At 61.9% G+C, this 19,485-nt stretch carries 21 protein-coding genes; 14 read left to right on the forward strand and 7 right to left on the reverse strand.

The annotated features are described in order from the left end of the window. The first annotated feature begins 142 nt into the window (after positions 1–142). The 8 genes from lepA (at position 143) to acpS (ending at position 6,953) form a co-directional block, all read left to right on the forward strand. Positions 143–1,954 carry a translation elongation factor 4 gene (lepA, locus tag AC07OE_RS02190; RefSeq protein ID WP_495068920.1) on the forward strand — a complete coding sequence of 604 codons (1,812 nt, stop codon included), beginning with the start codon at positions 143–145 and terminating at the stop codon, positions 1,952–1,954. Next, a complete protein-coding gene (lepB, locus tag AC07OE_RS02195) occupies positions 1,954–2,919 on the forward strand; it encodes a signal peptidase I (protein ID WP_495068921.1) in 966 nt (321 codons plus the stop codon). Before lepA ends, lepB begins: the two co-directional genes overlap by 1 nt. 32 nt (positions 2,920–2,951) lie before the next feature. Next, positions 2,952–3,305 (forward strand): DUF4845 domain-containing protein, encoded by a 354-nt coding sequence (locus AC07OE_RS02200; RefSeq protein WP_495068922.1) that lies wholly within the window; start codon positions 2,952–2,954, stop codon positions 3,303–3,305. A gap of 1 nt (position 3,306) precedes the next feature. Continuing rightward, entirely contained in the window at positions 3,307–3,993 is a 687-nt protein-coding gene (gene rnc / locus AC07OE_RS02205; protein WP_495068923.1) for a ribonuclease III, read from the forward strand. Between the two features lie 92 nt (positions 3,994–4,085). Then, entirely contained in the window at positions 4,086–5,045 is a 960-nt protein-coding gene (gene era, locus AC07OE_RS02210) for a GTPase Era (RefSeq protein WP_495069132.1), read from the forward strand. Continuing rightward, positions 5,032–5,784, forward strand: coding sequence for a DNA repair protein RecO (recO, locus tag AC07OE_RS02215; protein WP_495068924.1), 753 nt, complete (start codon positions 5,032–5,034; stop codon positions 5,782–5,784). The genes era and recO overlap by 14 nt, the downstream gene beginning before the upstream one ends. A gap of 14 nt (positions 5,785–5,798) precedes the next feature. Further along, positions 5,799–6,548, forward strand: coding sequence for a pyridoxine 5'-phosphate synthase (locus AC07OE_RS02220; RefSeq protein WP_495068925.1), 750 nt, complete (start codon positions 5,799–5,801; stop codon positions 6,546–6,548). Positions 6,549–6,557: 9 nt separating this feature from the next. Continuing rightward, positions 6,558–6,953, forward strand: coding sequence for a holo-ACP synthase (gene acpS, locus AC07OE_RS02225; RefSeq protein WP_495068926.1), 396 nt, complete (start codon positions 6,558–6,560; stop codon positions 6,951–6,953). An 8-nt stretch (positions 6,954–6,961) separates the two neighbouring features. On the opposite strand, the gene AC07OE_RS02230 is transcribed toward acpS, so the two are convergent. After that, positions 6,962–7,642 carry a hypothetical protein gene (locus AC07OE_RS02230; RefSeq protein ID WP_495068927.1) on the reverse strand — a complete coding sequence of 227 codons (681 nt, stop codon included), beginning with the start codon at positions 7,640–7,642 and terminating at the stop codon, positions 6,962–6,964. Between the two features lie 212 nt (positions 7,643–7,854). On the opposite strand from AC07OE_RS02230, the gene nagZ reads away from it, so the two are divergent. Next, positions 7,855–8,958 (forward strand): beta-N-acetylhexosaminidase, encoded by a 1,104-nt coding sequence (nagZ, locus tag AC07OE_RS02235; RefSeq protein WP_495068928.1) that lies wholly within the window; start codon positions 7,855–7,857, stop codon positions 8,956–8,958. A gap of 11 nt (positions 8,959–8,969) precedes the next feature. After that, entirely contained in the window at positions 8,970–9,581 is a 612-nt protein-coding gene (locus tag AC07OE_RS02240) for a rhomboid family intramembrane serine protease (protein WP_495068929.1), read from the forward strand. Here the strand turns inward: AC07OE_RS02240 and AC07OE_RS02245 are convergent. The 4 genes from AC07OE_RS02245 to AC07OE_RS02260 form a co-directional block, all read right to left on the reverse strand. Next, complete coding sequence (locus AC07OE_RS02245) at positions 9,543–11,495, reverse strand: S8 family serine peptidase (RefSeq protein WP_495068930.1); 1,953 nt, start codon at positions 11,493–11,495, stop codon at positions 9,543–9,545. The genes AC07OE_RS02240 and AC07OE_RS02245 overlap by 39 nt on opposite strands. Positions 11,496–11,641: 146 nt before the next feature. After that, a complete protein-coding gene (locus AC07OE_RS02250) occupies positions 11,642–12,268 on the reverse strand; it encodes a 4'-phosphopantetheinyl transferase family protein (RefSeq protein ID WP_495068931.1) in 627 nt (208 codons plus the stop codon). A 13-nt stretch (positions 12,269–12,281) separates the two neighbouring features. Continuing rightward, complete coding sequence (locus tag AC07OE_RS02255; RefSeq protein WP_495068932.1) at positions 12,282–16,280, reverse strand: Pls/PosA family non-ribosomal peptide synthetase; 3,999 nt, start codon at positions 16,278–16,280, stop codon at positions 12,282–12,284. Between the two features lie 2 nt (positions 16,281–16,282). Then, a complete protein-coding gene (locus AC07OE_RS02260; RefSeq protein WP_495068933.1) occupies positions 16,283–16,528 on the reverse strand; it encodes a hypothetical protein in 246 nt (81 codons plus the stop codon). A 151-nt stretch (positions 16,529–16,679) separates the two neighbouring features. On the opposite strand from AC07OE_RS02260, the gene AC07OE_RS02265 reads away from it, so the two are divergent. From AC07OE_RS02265 to AC07OE_RS02280, 4 genes are read left to right on the forward strand one after another with little or no spacing between them, the layout of a single operon-like run. Then, positions 16,680–17,138: a FecR family protein gene (locus AC07OE_RS02265; protein WP_495068934.1), complete on the forward strand. Its 459-nt coding sequence runs from the start codon at positions 16,680–16,682 to the stop codon at positions 17,136–17,138. After that, on the forward strand, positions 17,135–17,725 hold the full coding sequence (locus AC07OE_RS02270) for an OmpA family protein (RefSeq protein ID WP_495068935.1): 591 nt from the start codon (positions 17,135–17,137) through the stop codon (positions 17,723–17,725). Before AC07OE_RS02265 ends, AC07OE_RS02270 begins: the two co-directional genes overlap by 4 nt. Before the next feature lie 19 nt (positions 17,726–17,744). Continuing rightward, positions 17,745–18,110, forward strand: a complete 366-nt coding sequence (locus AC07OE_RS02275) for a translation initiation factor Sui1 (RefSeq protein WP_495068936.1) — start codon at positions 17,745–17,747, stop codon at positions 18,108–18,110. Between the two features lies 1 nt (position 18,111). Beyond that, positions 18,112–18,327: a DUF3820 family protein gene (locus AC07OE_RS02280; protein WP_495068937.1), complete on the forward strand. Its 216-nt coding sequence runs from the start codon at positions 18,112–18,114 to the stop codon at positions 18,325–18,327. 5 nt (positions 18,328–18,332) lie between these two features. Here AC07OE_RS02280 and AC07OE_RS02285 read toward each other — a convergent pair whose 3' ends face one another. Beyond that, positions 18,333–18,881, reverse strand: a complete 549-nt coding sequence (locus AC07OE_RS02285; RefSeq protein ID WP_495068938.1) for a pseudouridine synthase — start codon at positions 18,879–18,881, stop codon at positions 18,333–18,335. Between the two features lie 12 nt (positions 18,882–18,893). Then, positions 18,894–19,430: a YgjP-like metallopeptidase domain-containing protein gene (locus AC07OE_RS02290; RefSeq protein WP_495068939.1), complete on the reverse strand. Its 537-nt coding sequence runs from the start codon at positions 19,428–19,430 to the stop codon at positions 18,894–18,896. Between the last annotated feature and the right edge of the window lie 55 nt (positions 19,431–19,485).

Here is a 19,485-nt window from a genome sequence, read left to right on the forward strand (position 1 = left end):
TGTGCTCTCTGGACTTTTTGCCTACAATGGGCTTCCAACCTTCGCAGTTGCCAAAGATTGTTGGTTCAGGGCGCGTCGTCTTACGATGCGCCCTTTTTTCTTGCCCGTTCGTTTTAATTCAATCACTTGAAGCACGTCGTTGATGAATCACATCAGAAACTTTTCGATCATTGCCCACATTGACCATGGCAAGTCCACGTTGGCAGACCGCTTGATCCAGCGTTGTGGCGGGCTTGAAGCCCGCGAGATGGAGGCACAGGTTCTGGACTCGATGGACATCGAGAAAGAGCGTGGGATAACCATCAAGGCGCAGACGGCCGCGCTCAAATACAAAGCGCTCGATGGCAAGGTCTACAACCTCAATCTGATCGACACACCAGGGCATGTGGACTTCTCATATGAAGTAAGCCGTTCGCTGTCTGCGTGCGAAGGCGCGCTGCTGGTGGTGGATGCCAGCCAGGGTGTGGAAGCGCAAACTGTGGCGAACTGCTACACCGCGCTCGACCTTGATGTGGAAGTGCTGCCAGTGCTCAACAAGATCGACCTGCCCAACGCAGACCCCGACAACGCGCGCAGTGAAATCGAAGACGTGATTGGTATCGACGCCACGGATGCGATTGTCTGCTCTGCCAAAACCGGCTTGGGCATCGACGACATTCTCGAAGCCATCGTGGCCAAGATCCCCGCGCCCAAGGGCAATCCCGATGGTCCGCTGCGTGCCATGATCATCGACAGCTGGTACGACAGCTTTGTGGGCGTGGTGATGCTGGTGCGCGTGGTCGATGGACGACTGGCCAAGGGCGAGCGCATCAAGATGATGGCGTCCGGCGCCACCTACAACGCAGACAACCTGGGCGTGTTCACGCCGGCCAACCAGCCGCGCCAGTCCCTGGAAGCGGGTGAGGTGGGCTACATCATTGCTGGTATCAAGGAGTTGCAGGCCGCCAAGGTGGGCGATACCGTGACACTGATCAAACCCGGCACCGGCGGCGCTGCGGCCACGGCGACCGAGGCTTTGCCCGGTTTCAAGGAAATCCAGCCGCAGGTGTTTGCCGGTTTGTATCCGACCGAAGCCAGCGAATACGACTCGCTGCGTGACGCACTGGAAAAACTCAAACTCAACGACGCGTCGCTGCACTACGAGCCTGAAGTGTCCCAGGCGCTGGGCTTTGGCTTCCGTTGCGGCTTCCTCGGCTTGTTGCACATGGAAATCGTGCAGGAGCGGCTGGAGCGTGAGTTCGACCAGGACCTGATCACGACCGCGCCCAGCGTGGTGTACGAGGTCGTCAAGAACGATGGCGAAGTGGTGATGGTGGAGAACCCCTCCAAGATGCCGGAGGTGGGCAAGACCGCCGAGATCCGCGAACCCATCGTGACCGTGCACCTCTATATGCCGCAAGAGTATGTGGGCGTGGTGATGACGCTGGCCAACCAGAAGCGCGGTGTGCAGATGAACATGGCCTACAAGGGCCGCCAGGTGGTGCTGACCTACGAGATGCCACTGGGTGAGATCGTGCTGGACTTTTTCGACAAGCTCAAGAGCGTGAGCCGTGGCTACGCGTCCATGGATTACGAGTTCAAGGAGTTCCGTGCTTCTGACGTGGTGAAGGTCGACATTCTGCTCAACAGCGAAAAGGTGGACGCCCTGTCCATCATCGTGCACCGCAGCCAAAGCCAGTACCGTGGCCGTGCCGTGGTGGGCAAGATGCGCGAGATCATTTCCCGCCAGATGTACGACGTGGCGATCCAGGCCGCCATCGGGGCCAACATCATTGCGCGTGAGACAATCAAAGCGCTGCGCAAGAACGTTTTGGCCAAGTGCTATGGCGGTGATATTTCGCGCAAACGCAAGCTCCTTGAGAAACAAAAAGCAGGTAAAAAGCGCATGAAACAAATCGGCTCTGTGGAGGTTCCACAAGAAGCGTTCTTGGCCATTTTGCAGGTGGAAGATTGATGCAAGCACTGACCTCCGCGGTCCTCGCGGCCTTCGGCGTTTACGCCGTATCCTGGTACTTTGGTGTGGTGGAAGGCAACTTTGCGTTGCTGCTGTTTCTGGCCACGCTGGTAACCGGGCTCTACTGGTTGGCTGAGCGGTTTTATTTTCTGCCACAGCGCCAAAACGCCGTCGCCGCGCTGGAGGCCAATGACATCCAGCGCCGCGCTGAGCTGAGCAAGATGGGCATCAGCCAGGTGGATGGCGACATCACCGAGGCCAAGGTGCGCTTGCTCATGCAACCCTGGTGGCTGGATTGGACGGCTGGCCTGTTCCCCGTGATCATTGTGGTCTTCTTGTTGCGTTCATTCCTGTTTGAGCCCTTCAAGATTCCTTCGGGCTCCATGATTCCCACCCTGTTGGTGGGCGATCTCATCCTGGTCAACAAGTACACCTATGGGCTGCGCCTGCCGGTGCTCAATACCAAAATCACCGAGGGCAGACCGCCCCAGCGTGGTGATGTGATGGTGTTCCGTTACCCACCCAAACCCAGCCTGGACTACATCAAGCGCGTGGTGGGCGTGCCCGGAGACACCGTGGCCTACCTCAACAAGCGCCTGACCATCAACGGCAAGCCGCTGGAGACCAACGCACTGCCAGACTTTTTTGACGAAGACGCCATGCGTTACTTCAAACAGTTTGAAGAAACCCTGGGTGACAAAAAGCACCGTTTGCTCAACGATGTGGATCGTCCTGCCTTTGTGCCGGGTGCGGACAAGTTTGAGGGCTTTGAGGCTTGCAGCTATACCGTGGAAGGTGTGACCTGCAAAGTCCCAGAAGGTCACTATTTCATGATGGGTGACAATCGCGATAATTCGCTGGACTCGCGCTATTGGGGCTTTGTGCCTGACAAAAACATCGTCGGCAAGGCTTTCTTTGTCTGGATGAACTTTGGCAATCTCAAGCGCATCGGTGGGTTCAATTGAAGCTTTGTGCACCAAGTGATAAGGGAACAATGATGACATTTCAGCGCAAATCCAAGCAACGCGGTATTTCCTTCATCGGTCTGATTTTTGTCGGCGGTGTGCTCGCCATGGCTGGCGTAATAGCGGCGCAAGTGTTCCCCACTGTGGTGGAGCTGATGGCGATCCAGAAGGCAGTACAACGCGCAGCCACCGGCCAGTCGGTGGTGGAGATCCGTGGCATCTTTGACAAGGCCACCGAAATCGACGCCATCACCTCCATCAAGGGTAAAGACCTGGAAGTCACCAAAGAAGGCGACAAGGTGGTGGTGGCCTTTGCCTACGAGCGCGAAATTCATTTGGCTGGCCCGGCGTTTCTCACGCTGAAGTACGCTGGCCGCTCCAAATAACGTGGGTGATGCATTGGCAGCGTTGCAGCTCCGGCTGCAACACCAGTTTTCCAATTCCGCCCTGTTGGCCAGGGCCCTGACCCATCGCAGCTTTTCAAGTGACCACTACGAGCGCCTCGAATTTTTAGGCGACTCGGTGCTGGGGCTGGCTATTTCCGACTTGCTCTATGCCCGCCTGGGGGCTTTGCCCGAAGGCGATTTGTCGCGCGTGCGGGCCAACCTGGTCAAACAAGAGACACTGCACCAGTTGGCGCTGGGACTGGGATTGCCCGATGTGCTCAAGCTAGGGGAAGGCGAAATGCGTTCGGGTGGGCAGAAACGGGCGTCCATCCTGGCTGATGCACTGGAAGCCATCATTGGTGCTGTCTACCTGGACGCGGGCTTTACCCCGGCACAAGCCTTGGTGCACCGCCTGTTTGAAGCGGTGGAGATCAACCCTCAGATGGATGCCATTGGCAAAGACCCGAAAACCGAGTTGCAGGAGTGGCTGCAGGGTCGCAAAATGAAACTGCCGCTCTACAAGGTGGTTGCGACCATCGGGGCAGCCCACAAACAGAGCTTTGACGTGGAGTGTGAAATTGTCGAGCTGCGTCTGGCCGAACGGGGCATTGGCGGTTCGCGCCGTGCCGGTGAACAGGCCGCTGCGGCGGCGATGTTGCAGACTTTGAAGTCAAAGGTAAAACCATGAATGCTCCTAAAAAAATAGCTGCTGGTGCAGAAAATACGGGGGCTAGCGGTCAGGAAGACTCCAAACCCGAAGTGCAGGATGACCTGGATGCGATGTTGCAGGGCTTGCTCAAGAGCACGCCCAAACTGGCCACGCCCGGTACCGATGGAGCGGGCCATCGCTGTGGCCTGGTGGCCATCGTCGGCAAGCCGAATGTGGGCAAGTCCACCTTGCTCAATGCCCTGGTGGGCCAGAAGATCAGCATCACCTCGCGCAAGGCACAGACCACGCGCCACCGTATCACCGGCATGCGCACCGAGGGACAGACGCAGTTTGTGTTTGTCGACACGCCCGGCTTTCAGACCATCCATGGCAACGCCCTGAACAAGTCGCTGAACAAAGCGGTGCAGGGCGCAGTGGCCGATGTGGACCTGGTGCTGTTCGTTGTCGAGGCGGGCAGTTTCACGTCGGCCGACGAAAAGGTGCTGAAGCTGTTGGGGGCGGGCATTCCGGTTGTGCTGGTGGCCAACAAGCTGGACAACGTGAAGGAACGTGCCGGTTTGGCACCCTGGTTGCAGGCCATGCAGGCGCGTGGCAGTTTTACCGAGCTGATCCCTCTGTCGGCCAAAAACTCCAAAGACGTTGTCCGCTTGCTGGGTATCTGCGAAAAATACCTGCCCGAGCAGGCTTGGTGGTATTCCGAGGACGAACTGACCGACCGCAGCGAGAAATTCCTGGCCAGCGAGTTGGTGCGCGAAAAGCTGTTCCGCCTGACCGGTGATGAGCTGCCCTACACCTCGACCGTGGTGATCGACAAGTTCGAGGAAGAGCCACCGCAGAAGAAGGGCCAGAAGCGCCTGCTGCGCATTGCGGCCACCATCGTCGTGGAGCGCGACGGCCACAAGGCCATGGTGATTGGCGACAAGGGCGAGCGCATCAAGCGTATTGGCATGGAAACCCGCGTGGAATTGGAAAAGCTGGCGGATGCCAAGGTGTTTCTGGAGCTGTGGGTGAAAGTGCGCTCTGGCTGGGCCGACGACGAAGCGCGGGTGCGCAGCTTTGGCTACGAATAAACGCATTGCCGACGAGCCCGCGTATGTGCTGCACCGCTACGACTGGAGCGAGTCCAGCCTGATTCTGGAGGTCTTTACCCGCCACTACGGGCGCATCGCCTTGGTGGCCAAGGGGGCGAAGAAACCCAGTTCCAGTTTTCGTCCCATTCTGCTGCCACTGCAGCCTCTGCATGTGGCCTTTGGCGGCGATGCCGAAATCCGCACGCTGCGCAGTGCCGAGTGGCAGGGCGGCCATGTGATGCCCACGGGCGATGCGCTGCTGTCGGGTTACTACCTCAACGAACTGCTGATGACCCTGCTGGCACGAGACGACCCGCATGCGGAGCTGTTCGACATCTATGCCCGTGTGGTGGAGATCATCGCCAGCGAGCATGGCGAGGTGCTGCAGGGTGCGCTGCGCACATTTGAGCTGCTGCTGCTGCGCGAGACCGGATTTTTGCCCCCGTTGAACGTGCAGACCATGACCCTGCGTGCGCTCGATGCCGATGATCACTATGTGCTGGTGCCCGAAGGTGGGCTGCGTCAGGCGCATGCCGAGGATCGCACACGCCTGAGCGGTGCACAGTGGATGCGCCTGCACGAGACGCTGCAGAACCATGCCCCCTTTACCGCGACGCTGCGGGCCTGCGCCGAGATGATGGCTGAACTCAAACCCCAGCTGCGCGCGCTGCTCCACTACCATTGCGGAGTAAAGACGCTGCGCATGCGGCAGATGTTGATCGACATTCAGGCACTGTAGCCAGGCCCCCGACTATGAAAACCCATCTCTCGGTCAATCTCAACAAGGTCGCGCTGGTGCGCAACACCCGCCACCTGGGCATTCCCAGTGTCTCGCGTGCGGCCACGCTGTGCCTGCAGGCGGGCGCGGCAGGCATCACGGTGCACCCGCGGCCCGATGCGCGCCACATCCGCGCGCAGGACGTGCTGGATCTGGCGGATTTGTTGAAAGCTTGGCCGGACCGCGAGTTCAACGTGGAGGGCAACCCTTTCCACAACCTCATGGACTGCGTGCGCGACTTGCGCCAGCGGGGTCTGCCAGTGCACCAAGTGACCTTTGTGCCCGATAGCGAAGGCCAGTTCACCAGCGACCACGGTTGGGTCTTCCCCGACGACGCGGCACGCCTGCAACCCCTGATTGCCGAGGCCCATGCGCTGGGTCTGCGCGTGAGCCTGTTCATGGATGCCGACCCCGCTGCCATGGCTGCAGCCAAAGCCGTGGGCGCGGACCGCATCGAGCTCTATACCGAACCCTATGCAGCAGCCTGGGACACTGCGGAGCAGGGAACCCAACTTGCCCGCTTTGCCGCTGCCGCGCAGGCGGCGTTGGATGCAGGGCTGGGCGTCAATGCAGGCCATGACCTGAACCGCGATAACCTGGCCGCTTTTGCGCAGCAGGTGCCCGGCCTGCAGGAGGTCTCGATCGGTCACGCACTGATTGCCGACGCGCTGGAGTTGGGGTACGAAGCCACGGTCAAAGCCTACCTGGCCTGCATGGGGCAGTAAGGGGGACGCGTGATCTACGGCATTGGCACCGACATCTGCGATGTGCGCCGCATCCGCGCCAGCCTGGAGAAGCACGGCGACCGCTTTGCCGCCAAGGTGTTGTCGGATGCCGAATTCAAGACGTGGAAAGCCCACAGCGCCCGCTGGCCGGAGCGTGGCGTGCGCTACCTGGCCACGCGCTTCAGCGCCAAAGAGGCCTTCAGCAAAGCCATTGGCATGGGGATGCGCATGCCCATGACCTGGAAGCTTTGCGAGATTGCCAATGAGCGAAGTGGCAAGCCCGTCATCGTGCTGCATGGTGGGCTCAAAGAATGGTTTGAGGCCCAGGCACTCACTGTGCACGTGACCGTGACCGACGAGACCGACTACGCGGCCAGCTTTTGCGTGGTGGAGACCACGCCTTAGCGAGCCGGCTACAGCTTGCCGTACTGGGTGCCGCCAATCATGATGCCGCCGTCCAGGGGCGCCAAGTCTGATTGGTATTCCAGATCGCCCACGTGTACCGCAGGCAACGAGGCCCCGCGTTGCAAAGCCTCCATGAACGCGGCTTGTTCTTCCGCCGAGATGGCTTGGTAACCCGCCCGCGACAGCGTGCCGGTCGGGGCGTGGTCTCTGGCTTCATGGGCGACTGGTTCAAAACCGTCGCTGCGCCCGGGATCGCTAGAGCGGGAGTGGCGCTCGAAATGTTCTTCGGTTTCGCTCACGCGCCAGTAGATGGCATCAATCAACACGCCAAAGCGCTTGTAGGTGTTGATGCGCATGCTCTGCTCCATCGCGGCAAAGCTTTTGGTCTTGCTGTTGGGGCCGGTCACAAAGGACTTGGCCACGTCAATCATGGCGATGAAGCGGTGGTGCCGCTCGTCCACGGGCATGACCTTGAAGCGGTACATCTGTGAAACCACTTCCATCGACAGGAAGGTCTCGCGGATGGACTGGTAAAGGCGCTCGCGGCGGTAGGCCTTGCGCTCTTCCAGCTCCATGCGCCGGACGGCAGGTTCTGCACTGGTAGTCTCCAACGACTCGGGTGCGGTGCGTGCACGTTTTTTGAGGAATTCAAACACGTTAAATGGCGGTTGTTGTAGTGGGGAGGCCATGCGCTGGCCCTCGGGCGGGGCTGTTTGCGCGAAATAAGTCTATCAGCCGTGGCTGTTTTTGCTTGTAACAATTTGGCAGATGCAGAACATCTTTTTGGGCGTGCGCGCCAAACCAACGGTTTTGCCTGGAGCTTGCGTGTTAAACAGGTCTCAAGCCCCCGTAAAATATACCCAAGCCGCTCCTAAATAAATAGCAATTGGAATTCAGCACCATGACCTTTCACGCGCCTCTGATCATCGATATCGCCGGCACCAGCCTCACCGCACAGGATCGACAGCGCCTCAAGCACCCGCTGGTAGGCGGCATGATCCTGTTCGCCCGCAACTGGCAGAGCCGGGAGCAACTCACCGCGCTGTGCCGCGACATCAAGAAGGTGCGGGCCGACCTGCTGATCTGTGTGGACCACGAAGGCGGCCGCGTGCAGCGCTTCAAGACCGACGGCTTCACCCACCTGCCGCCCATGCGGGCCTTGGGTGAAATGTGGTTGCGCCAGCCCAGCGGCACCGTGTCCACCAAAAAAGCTGGACCACTCGATGCTACCAACGCCGCTACGGCCACGGGCTATGTGCTGGGTGCCGAGTTGCGGGCCTGTGGCGTGGATCTGAGCTTCACGCCCGTGCTGGACCTGGACTATGGAGAGAGCAGTGTGATCGGCGACCGTGCTTTTGCGCGTGATCCGCGGGTGGTGAGCCTGCTGGCCAAGAGCCTGATGCATGGCCTGCAAAAAAGCGGCATGGCCAATTGCGGCAAGCATTTCCCCGGCCATGGTTTTGTCAAAGCCGATTCCCACACCGAAATTCCGGTGGACAAGCGTAGCCTCAAGGCCATCTTGGCCGATGATGCCGCCCCTTACCGCTGGCTCAACACCGTAACCAGCAGCGTGATGCCCGCCCATGTGATCTACCCCAAGGTAGACGCCCGCCCGGCCGGATTCTCCGGCATCTGGCTCAATGACATCTTGCGCGCCCAGCTGGGTTTCACCGGCGCCATCTTCAGCGACGACCTGTCCATGGCCGGTGCGCGCCTCATTGATGGCAAGCAGGTGAGCCATACCGAGGCTGCCGTGGTAGCACTCAATGCAGGTTGCGATCTGGTGCTCTTGTGCAATCAGTCGCTGCCCAGTGCCGAAGGCGGTGGCAAGGCGGTAGACGAACTCATAGACGGTTTGACCGAAGCGCAGTTGAAAGGCCAGTGGCAGGCGCTGGAAGCCAGCGAAGCCCGCCGCCGCGCACTCTTGCCCACCGTGCCTGCATTGGCCTGGGATGAACTGATGGTTCAGCCTGATTACATGCAAGCGCTGGACTGGATCGCCTGAGCGACCGCCCCATGCCCATTCCGCCCCGCCTTGGCCGCGTGTGCTGGGGTGGAGCGTTTGCGGTGGCGGTCATCGGGTTGCAGCTCTGGCATGGCCTGGTTGAGGTATTTCGCTTCTCTCGCTCCGCGTTTGCGCAAGGCGCCGTCTGGCAACTCCTGACCGCCCAGTGGGTACATCTCACACTGGCACATGCCCTGGTGAACGCGATGGCTGCAGTGCTGTTGTGCTGGTTGCTGGCGCCCTGGGTGTCTGTGCGCAGGCAGCTGCTCTCCTTCGCAGGCGGCCTGGTGGGGGTGGCCGTGGTGTTGGTGCTGGATAGTGCGTGCCTGTACTACGCAGGCGCCTCTGGCGCCCTGCACGGGGTATGGAGCGGTGCTGCGGTTGCGCTACTCGTTACCACGTCGTCACCAGAGTCGACAGCCCTTCGGTTCCGGCGTGCCATGGGCGCGGGCCTGCTCTTGGTCCTGCTAGCCAAGCTGCTGGTGCAAACAGGTGGTGGCGCGCCCACCACCCCGGGTTGGCTGGGTATTCCCACCTACTACCCTGCCCATGTGGCAGGTTCGATAGGCGGGGCCGCGGCCGTTCTATTGGTTTTGCTGATGCGCCCGAGGTCCATGGCGTAGCGTGACTCCCACTAGTGCCATGAGCAGCAGGGCGGCCAGATCGGTCCAGTCCAACGTACCACCACCGCCGCCACCGCCCGAGCTGGTAACGGGGTTGGGTGCCGAGACCATGTTGATGGAGACATAGTTGCTCGAATTCCCGGAGGAAATGGACGTGGCTTGAAACCGGAAAGTGATGCCGTTGACGTCCGATGTGGTCGGTGTCGTGAACGTGGCGGTGGCCGTGTTGGCGCCGGCTAACGTTACCGTGGGACCCGACACCTGCGTCCAGCCCACGCTGCTAATTCCGGTTCCATTCGCTCCCGCCGTTGCGGTGCCGGTCAAGGTCACGAGGGTGTTTCGTGCAACAGGATCGGTTTTGTTGGCGGTGGCAGTGGTAGTGGGCGCGGTGTCGCTCAGCACCAGCGCAGTCGCAGCGTCGGCGTCCAGCATGCCTGCACCGCAAATGGTTTTGTTGTAGCAATAGGTGCCTGAGGGAAATGCTCGCACCGAATCGACCAGGCGTGACGTCAGCTCGTTGATTCCCATGGTGGGCTTGATTTGCAGTAGCAAGGCGGCCACGCCAGACACCATCGGAGCTGCAAAACTGGTGCCGTTGGCTGACGCATAGGTGTCGGCCACGGGCGATGTGGTGCCTGAATTGGATGTGCCATAGATGCTCACACCGGGGGCACTGAGGGTGGTGCCAGGCCCATCGTTGGCAAAGCTGGCACTGTCTCCATTTTGCAGGTGTGCCGTTACGGCAATTACCCCTTGGCAATTGGCGGGTTGGCCAATCGTGGTGATGCTGCCATCGTTGCCAGTGGATGCCACCACGATGCTTCCTGCAGCACGCACGTCGTTGACTGCGTCCTGGAAGGTACTCAGGCAAGTCCCGCTCGCTCCCAGGCTGAGGTTGAGAATTTTGGCTGGATGCGCGTTCGCACCGGGACTGCCTGAAAACGTGACATTGGCGGCCCAACGCATGCCTGCGGCAATGTCTGATACGTAGCCCCCGCAGACCCCCAGTACGCGCACTGGCAGCACTTTTGCGCCATAGGCCACACCAATCATTCCCGTGCTGTTGCTGATGGCACTGACAATGCCGGCGACCCGCGTGCCGTGCCAACCAGAGTTGGAGACGGAGCAGCCGTTGCCCGTATTGGTGTTCCAGTCACCTGGATCAGCGGCATCGCCATCACGCCCCCCTCCATCGTTCGCGGTGCTGAAGGGCGAGTAGGGCAGGGTATCCGCAGACACAAAATCGTACCCGGTGAGCCACAGGTTGCTTGCCAGATCTGCATGGGCCACGTAGCCGGAGTCCAGCACCGCAACCACAACCCCTGCGCCATTGACAGGCTGCGCACCTGCCGTCACTTTGTTCCATGCGCTGTTCGTATTGGTCGCTCCAGCGTTGCTGCCGGATGACTGCCAGGCCCATTGGTTGGCAGCGTAGTCCGGATCGCTGGGGGTGAAATGCGCAAACACCCGTTCATCGATTTCGGCATATTCAACCCGCGCGTCCTGCGCCAACTGCTGGGTCAGGGCTTTCATCTCGGCGCGGCTCAACGGTTGGTCGGTTTGCACCACATGTGCTTGTTCGGATACCGACTTCAGGTAGCTGAGTGCGACGGCTTTCTGCCCCAAAATCTGCACGCCACCTGTGGCGTTGAGGGCTTGCACGCGACTTTGCGCGGTAGCTTGCCCCCCAGCGGTCTGATCGGTCTTGGCCTGTGATTCGGTCTTGAATTTCACGATCAGGCGGTTGTAGCTGTCTTGCGCTGGGAAGGGGGGATGTGCGGGGCGGACACTGTTTGCGACGCTCGCGTTGGACTTGGGCTCCAGCCATCCGTCGGTTTGCGAGGTAGCAAACCAGGATGCGCCAAGCCCTGCGCACAACAAGACAGCGGCCAGCGCCGTTTTCATTCGATGCATGTGTTGAATTCTCAAGGGTTGCGCACGTTTTCTTCCACGTGCGCAACTTCGGGTTAGACATGGCCTTGCGCGATTCTTTTTGTTGTGTGCACAAGGTGTAGATATCCAACGACCGTTGGCATTGTAGGAGACGCCTTGTCGCCCCTTCAGGGCGAGCTGGCAGGATGCAAGGCCACCGCCCCGCAGTAGCCATGCGGCAACTCCAGCTCTGCTGTGTTGCACTGGTCAACGCTGCTTTGCAGCGCTGGGGACCACTCCTCCAGTCCCCGGCCGCAACTCTTCAGTGTGGCCTCCCATCGTGTCCAGGCGATCGCAAATTGGGCGGTACGTAGCGCTGTCGGTCGTGTCGCCAATTGGGCTGCCACAGCGGGGCCCAGGTAATCCTGCGCCAGGGCCAGGCACTCGTGCACCCATGGCGGGGCGGTGGTGGCTAGTACATCGACGCCAATGGCGAGTGAGGGATGAATGGCCGCAAGCGAGAGTCCCTCTTCGTGGCTGATGGACACGTGTGCGGTGGTGTGCGGGTGTAGGACGCGCAGTGCGCTGCCTGCCTCGGCAGACAGCGTGACACTGTCTGTGGCGCAACCCAGCCAAAGGGCCAGCGCTTGGCGCAGCGCCAACCGGATAGCGCTGCGTGCCTCGTTGCGGGATGTACCACGCGGCAGCAGGCGGTAGATCACCGTACTCCGACCCTGTTGCAAGGCTGTCAGCACCTGGTCGGCCTCATCCGGCCATGCGTGCGTTGGCCAAAGAGGTGCCGCTTCGGTACCCATGTGTTCTGGGGCTTTAAGCCCCGGCCCGCGTAGGCGCCGCTGGACATCCACTCCAGCGCGAAGCCGTCGGAATGCTCTCGCCCTTCATCACCAGTGTCAGCGGTCCCAGCCAGGCATCGTGGGCTACGCTGGCGCTGTACAGCACCGCACTGCGTGGGCCGATGTACACGCGAGCGCCAATGTGCACATGGTCAATCTTCATCACACGGTCTTCGAACAAATGCGTCTGTGGGCAGCTCAGTGCGTTGAGTTCGCTGTGGTCGCCAATATGCACGCAGTCAAACTCGGTGATATCGGTGGTGTCCATGTACACGCCCTTGCCAATGCGGCTGCCCAGCAGGTTGAAGGCCAGGGGCAGCCAAGGGGTGCCGCGCAGGTAGCGCATGAAATTGGGCACGGCAATGCCCTCGTACAAGTTGGTCACACCTTCGGACAACCACACAAACGGCGTCCACATGGGCACGCTGCGTTGGCGGTAGCGGCCCATCAGCAGCCACTTGAGGACCCACACAAACACAAATGTCCCCAGGCCATAGAGCAGGCCGGTCAGGGTCAGATAGGCAATCACCTGGCCCCAGCGTCCGTCACCGGCCAGCGGCATCACATTCAGCACGATGGTGTAGCCCACCGAGATCACGATGGCGTGGGGCGCCACGATACGGAAGGCTTCAATCAATCCGCGCGCAAGGCGCCGCGCAGCGGAGGGATGGAATGTAAGTGATTCAGGAAAACCTGCCGTCTCTTCACGCGCTGGCAGGTGCAATGGCGGCGAGCCCAGCCAGGTGTCGCCGCTGCGGATGCGGTCGTTGGCGGGTACGGTGGAGTGCACACCAATCAGTACGTTTTCCGGCAGTGTGGTGCCGTCCGGAATGTAGGCGCCGTTGCCCACGAAGCTGCGCTTGGAGATCACCGTGGGGCGCATGGTCATCCATCCACCGTCAATGTGTTCGTCGCCCAGCATTACCGCGTCGGCGATGAAGGTCTCGTCCCCCAAGGTCAACATGTCGGGCACCAGGCCCAAAGCGGAGGAGATCTCGGCGTCGCGGCCGACCCGTGCCCCCAGAAGGCGGTACCACCATGGTGCGTACAGCGTGGCATAGACGCCATGCAGCACGTGCAAGCTGGACTCCTGGATCTGGTTGACCAGCCATTTGGCGCAGTACAGCGTGCTGTGCACGGGCCAGCTGCCGGGCTTGAGGCGCGGTAATACGGACCAGCGGATGCCGGCCGACAGCAGCGCGGTGCAGACAATCAGCACAGCCGCCGCAGGGAAGGCCAGCACAAAATACTTGGCCAACTGAAACCAGATGTCGTTACTTGCCAGGAACGGAAAGCGATCTACATCGTCAATCCAGTCAATCAGCACAAAGCTGGGAAATACCGGCAAGAAGAACAGCGTGGCAATCAGCAAGGCGCCCACCACAAAGTAGCCGCCCTCCAATAGGCTGCGCAAGCGCATGATCGCAGGGCGTGGCCGCAAGCTGGCAGCATCAAAAGCGCCAGCATCCCGTGCCGGTGACCCCTGCCAGATACGTCCCGCAGGCACCGTATCGCCATCGCAAAGCGCCGACTGGCCTTCCAGGTGACCCCAGTCGTGTACCGTGGTATTGCCTTCCAGAATGGCGTACGAGCCCACACAGCTGTGGTCGCCCAGTGCGATGGTGCCCAGGTGCAGCACGCCATGTTCCACGCGGGCGTTTTCCAGATTCACCGCGTTGCCAATGCTGGCGCCGTCGCCCACCTGCAGCAGGTCGGGTGCGCGCAGTGTCATGGAGCCGATCACCACGTCGTCACCAACGCGCGCACCCAGCGCACGCAGCCACCATACATACAAGGACGAGCCGCTCAGCAAATAGGTGGGCGCTGCCTCGAGCAGCCGGTCTGCTAACCACCAGCGGTAGTACGTGAGCCCCCAGAGCGGATACTGCCCCGCTTGCAGTCGGCCGACCAACAGCCATTTGCCAGCGATGGCCACGGCAAACTCCAGCAGCGTGGCCACGAGGTAGGCCAGCACCGAAGCGCCGGTGGCCACCAGCAGCGAGTCCTCGGGTTCGCCAGTGAAGAAGTGGTAGGCAAAAAATGGCGCCAGCCATTGCGCCATGCGCATGGCTACCAGCCATGGCACGGCGGCTGCCTGGGCCAGGCCGCAGCGCCAGCGCTTCCAGGCGCCGGGCGGTGTCCAGGAGGTGTCCACGGTCTGGGCCTGACCATGGGCAGCGCCAATGGCTTGTGCAATGGCGCCCACGCTGCGGTGTTGGTAGATATCGCGCACCGTCACATGGGCAAAGCCTGCGTGGGCGCGCAGGCTGGATGCCAGGCGTGCGGCGAACAACGAGTGGCCACCCAGGTCGGCAAAGAAGTCTGCGCTGCGCACGATGGCCTGGCCGGGGAACAGCTTGGCCAGGGCTGCAAACAGGACTTCTTCGGCAGGTGTGTCTGGCGTGTCGGAGGCCCCAGAGGTGCTGGGCGCGGTCAGTGGCCGCACCTTGAGCGCATTGCGGTCAATCTTGCCCGAGGTGAGTCGCGGCATGGTGGGCACCGTCTCAAAGTAGCCGGGCACCATGTAGGGCGGTAATCTTCGGCCCAGCGCTGCGCGCAGGGCACTGCTGCTCAGCGTGGCGCCCATGTCGGGGGTGATGAAGGCGATCAGCTGGTCCACGCCGTCTTCGGGGCGCAGCACCACAGCAGCAGCGGCCACGCCAGCCTGGTCGGCCAGCGCCGATTCAATTTCGCCCAGCTCTACGCGAAAGCCACGGATCTTGACCTGGTCGTCCGTGCGGCCCAGGCATTGCACGCAGCCATCTGCGTCGATACGGGCCAAGTCTCCGGTGCGGTACAGGCGCGCATCTTGTGCGTTGCTGGCCCAGGGATTGGGCAAAAACTTCTCTGCCGTCAGATCGGGCCTGCCCAGGTAGCCTGCGGCCACGCCAGGGCCGGTGATGCAGAGTTCACCGATTTCGCCGCGGGGCAGCAGCGTCAGCTGTCCATCGGCAGGGGGCGCAATTACCAGCAGGCTGTAGTTGGGCAGCGGGCGGCCAATGGTGACGGGTTCACCCGCATGGAGCTCGGCCAGGCTGGCGGACACGGTGGCCTCGGTGGGACCGTAGGTGTTGAACACCTGGCGGCCGGGCTTGGCCCAGCGCTCCACCAGCGCGGGCGGGCACATTTCGCCGCCCAGGTTGATGGTGCGCAGGCCCGGTACGTCCTGGTTGAACAGCGCCAGCAGCGTGGGCACCGCGTGCAGCACGGTGATGCCGTTGGCCGCCAATACGCCGGGCAGGCTCTCGGGGTCGGAGGCCACTTCCTTGGACGCAATCCACACGGTGGCGCCCGCCAGGTAGCTGATCCAGATTTCCTCGAACGACATGTCAAAGGCCACCGAGAAGCCCTGGTACACGCGGTCACCATGGCGTACGCCCAGCTGTGTGTTTTCGCTGCGCAGAAAGTGACAGATGCTGCCCTGGTTGATCGCAATGCCCTTGGGCCGTCCGGTGGAGCCCGAGGTGTAGATGACGTAGGCCGGATGGGTGGGCAATACGCCGGTACGGTGCAGTGGCTGCGTCGCTGGCTCGGCCAACGCTTCTGCGGTCCACAGGGTATGGGCTGTGTGCGCCATGCGCGGTGCGAACGCCGCGCAACTCACTAGGCCTTTGGCCTGCGCGTCGTCCAGGCACACGGCAATGCGGTCGACCGGGGTATCGGCATCCAATGGCAGCCAGGCGGCCCCCGCTTTGGCAATGCCCAGTTGCATGACCAACAAGTCCAAGCTACGCGGCAGCCAGAGGCCGACGATATCGCCAGCGCTCACGCCTGCTGCCAGCAGATGCGCAGCCACGGCGTCGGCGCGCGCGTTCAGGACGCGGTAGCTCAGCGACTCGTCGCCAAACACCAGGGCCGTGGTTTCAGGGTGGTTGCGGGCAGTGGCTTCAAACAGGTCGGCCAGCACTTCGCTGCGCAACAGGTCCGCGCGATCAGGCCCCCGCAGGATATCGGGGTGGGAAATAGGCGACATGGTCAAGGTGAGCGGTGCAGGCGGGGGGCAGCCAACAACGCGAGGTTGGCGTCGATGGCTTCTTCCAAAAGCCGGTGCTTGGCCAGCAGGTTGTTGGCGAGCATCAGCTTGCGCAGCTGTTGCAGGTCTTTCACGGTAGGGGCGACCTTGATTTGGGCCAGCGCAGCCTGGCTGTTGCCACCCTGGATGATGGCCAGGACTTTGGCGGCCCAGACGCTGTGGCGGGAGGTGGGAGAGTTTTTGGACATAGTGGAGAGAGTAGGCACCATTTTCGCACACAGCTCACGTATTTGGTGCGCGGGTAGCTATCAAAATGATAGTAGATGTGACCGTGTGATCAGCCTGCATGCGTGGGGCATCCGTTACCATTGGCGCTCATCAATTTGGGGTACATGCAACATGGTGTGGCACAGGGGTTGGGTGGGGCGTGGCGGCATGCTGCTGGCACTGGTCGTCGGGTTGCTGCAAGCCGTGCAAGCACAGGAGCTGCGCAGTGGCACGCTCAAAACGGTGCAAGGCAGCGTCGAGGTGACCAAGGGCGAGGCGCGCCGTGTGGCCGCGCCAGGTGGCCCGGTCGCGGAAGCGGAGCGCATCGTGACCGGTACGGGGGGCTCTGCCGTGATTCTGCTGCGCGACGGCACTCTGCTCACCGTGGGGCCCAACTCGCAGGTGGACATCACCCGTTTCCAGTTCGACTCCACCACCCAGACCGGCGGCCTCACGGTGCAGGTGCTGTTGGGCACCATTCGCATGGTGACCGGGCTGCTGGGCAAATTGCAGCCTGAAAACGTCAAAGTCGTGACACCATCGTCCACGGTCAGCGTCCGCGGTACCGACTTCATCGTGGAGGTGCCATGATGCGCCGCCTTGCCTGGAGTCTTACTTTGCTGGCCGTGTTACCGGGGTGCGCGCCCGTCAGCCGCGTGATCCTGTTGCCCGATGCCCAAGGGCGCGCCACCTCGGTGCAGGTGCTGGGAAGCGCCGGGGCGCAGGTGCTCGCCCAGCCCTATGCCGTGGCTGCGGTAGAGCGCAACGGAGCTGTGCAACTGGCCGCTACGACGGAGGCTGAGGTGCAGGCACAGCACGGTGGCCTGCTCGCCCTGCAGCCCGCGCCCCCGGAGCGCTTTGTGCTGCAGTTTGAACCCGGCGGCTCCACGCTGACTGCAGATTCCCAATCCCAACTCGAAGGCATTTTGGCGCAAGCGCTGGCGCGCCCGGGTGGCGAAATTGTGGTGGTGGGCCATACGGATCGCACGGGCTCGCCCCAGGCCAATGATGTGCTATCGCTGCAGCGCGCTCGCGCCGTGCGCGAGCTGCTCATTGCACGTGGGTTCCAGCCCGAGCTGATCGAGGCCGTGGGCCGAGGCGAGCGTGAGCCAGTGGTACCCACTGAACCCAATGTCGATGAGCCGCGCAACCGGCGTGCGGAAATCATCGTTCGTTAACATTTCCTTCCTCCGCAATATGGCCAAACTCTCTTTGTCCGACTTGGGCGGCCTGGTGTATTCCACCGAGGTAGGCCGCACCTGCCCGGTGTGCCGCCAGGCCATCGCCGCCTGCACGTGCAATGCACCCAAACGCCCCGTGGGCGACGGTGTGGTGCGTGTGTCGCGCGAGACCAAGGGCCGCGCGGGCAAAGGCGTGACGCTGGTGCGCGGTGTGCCGCTGGACGATGCCGAACTGGTGGCATTGGGCAAGCAGCTCAAGGCGGCTTGTGGCTCGGGTGGAACGGTGAAGGACGGCGTGATCGAAGTGCAGGGCGACCATGTGGAGCGCGTCATGCAGTTGTTGCAGGCGCAGGGGCACAAGGTCAAGCGGGCGGGCGGTTGATATGCAAGCGGAAGACCTGCAGAAACTGGTGGAGCGCGCCATGCCCTTTGGCAAGTACGAAGGCCGCCTGATTGCTGACCTGCCCGGCGACTACTTGAACTGGTTTGCGCGGGAAGGTTTTCCCAAGGGCGAGATTGGCCGCTTGTTGCAGCTCATGCACGAGATCGACCACAACGGCCTGAGCGATCTGCTCACACCGCTGCGCGCACGGCACTAACCCCCTCAGGGTATCGGCACGTCGCGTAAGGTGCCGGGCGCCAAACCTTCCAGCGTGTACGGCCCAATGGCCGCGCGGATCAGCCGCAGCGTGGGGTAGCCCACGGCTGCCGTCATGCGGCGCACCTGGCGGTTGCGGCCCTCGCGGATCACCAATTCCACCCACGCTGTGGGGATGCTGGCCCGGAAGCGCACCGGTGGGTCGCGTTCCCAGAGCGATGGAGGCTCCGCGATGCGCTGTGCACGCGCGGGCAGGGTGGGGCCGTCGTTGAGCTGCACACCGCGGCGCAGGGACTCCAGCGCCGCGTCATCCGGTTCGCCTTCCACCTGCACCCAATAGGTCTTCTCCATCTTGTAGCGCGGGTCGCTGATGCGGGCCTGCAGCTTGCCGTCGTTGGTGAGTAGCAGCAGGCCTTCGCTGTCGGCGTCCAGTCGGCCCGCCACATAGATGCCGGGAACGGTGATGAAGTCCTTGAGCCCGCGCCAGCGCCCCTCGGGCGTGAACTGGCTCAGCACGCCGTAGGGTTTGTTGAAGCAGAGCAGGCGGGAGGTCATAGGGCTGGCGCGTCAGTCCGCCGCTGCAGCCCAAAGCCGCTCACCCGTGGCTTCCAGGTGCGTGAGGTAGATGCGCACTTCAAACTCCAACTGATGGTAGCTGGGCTCCATGTGGGTGCAGAGCTGGTAGAAAGCCTTGTCGTGTTCGCGCTCGCGCAGGTGGGCCAGCTCGTGCACAACGATCATTTTCAGGAAGGGCTCGGGCGTGTCCTTGAACAGGCTGGCCACGCGGATCTCGCGTTTGCTCTTGAGCTTGTTGCCTTGCACGCGCGATACGGTGGTGTGGGTGCCCAGTGCGTTCTTCACCACGTGCAGCTTGCTGTCAAACGCCACCTTGGCCAAAGGCTCGGTGCTGCGCAGGTAGTCCGACTTGATGTCCTGTACATAGTCGTACAGCACCTTGTCGGTTCGCACGCCGTGCGCCTGCGGATGGCGCTGGATCAGCCAGTCGCCTACACGCCCCTCGTCCAGCATGCGCTGCACCTGGCTCAGCGTGTCTGCGGGGTAGCCATTCAGGTAGCGCAGCGTGGGCATTGCTACTGTTTTCATAGCTGCTCGCGCAGATTCTGCGGGGGCTAGAGGCTTGTTTGGCTTCAAACCCGGA

The organism is Rhodoferax sp. GW821-FHT09E07 (genome assembly GCF_059416145.1).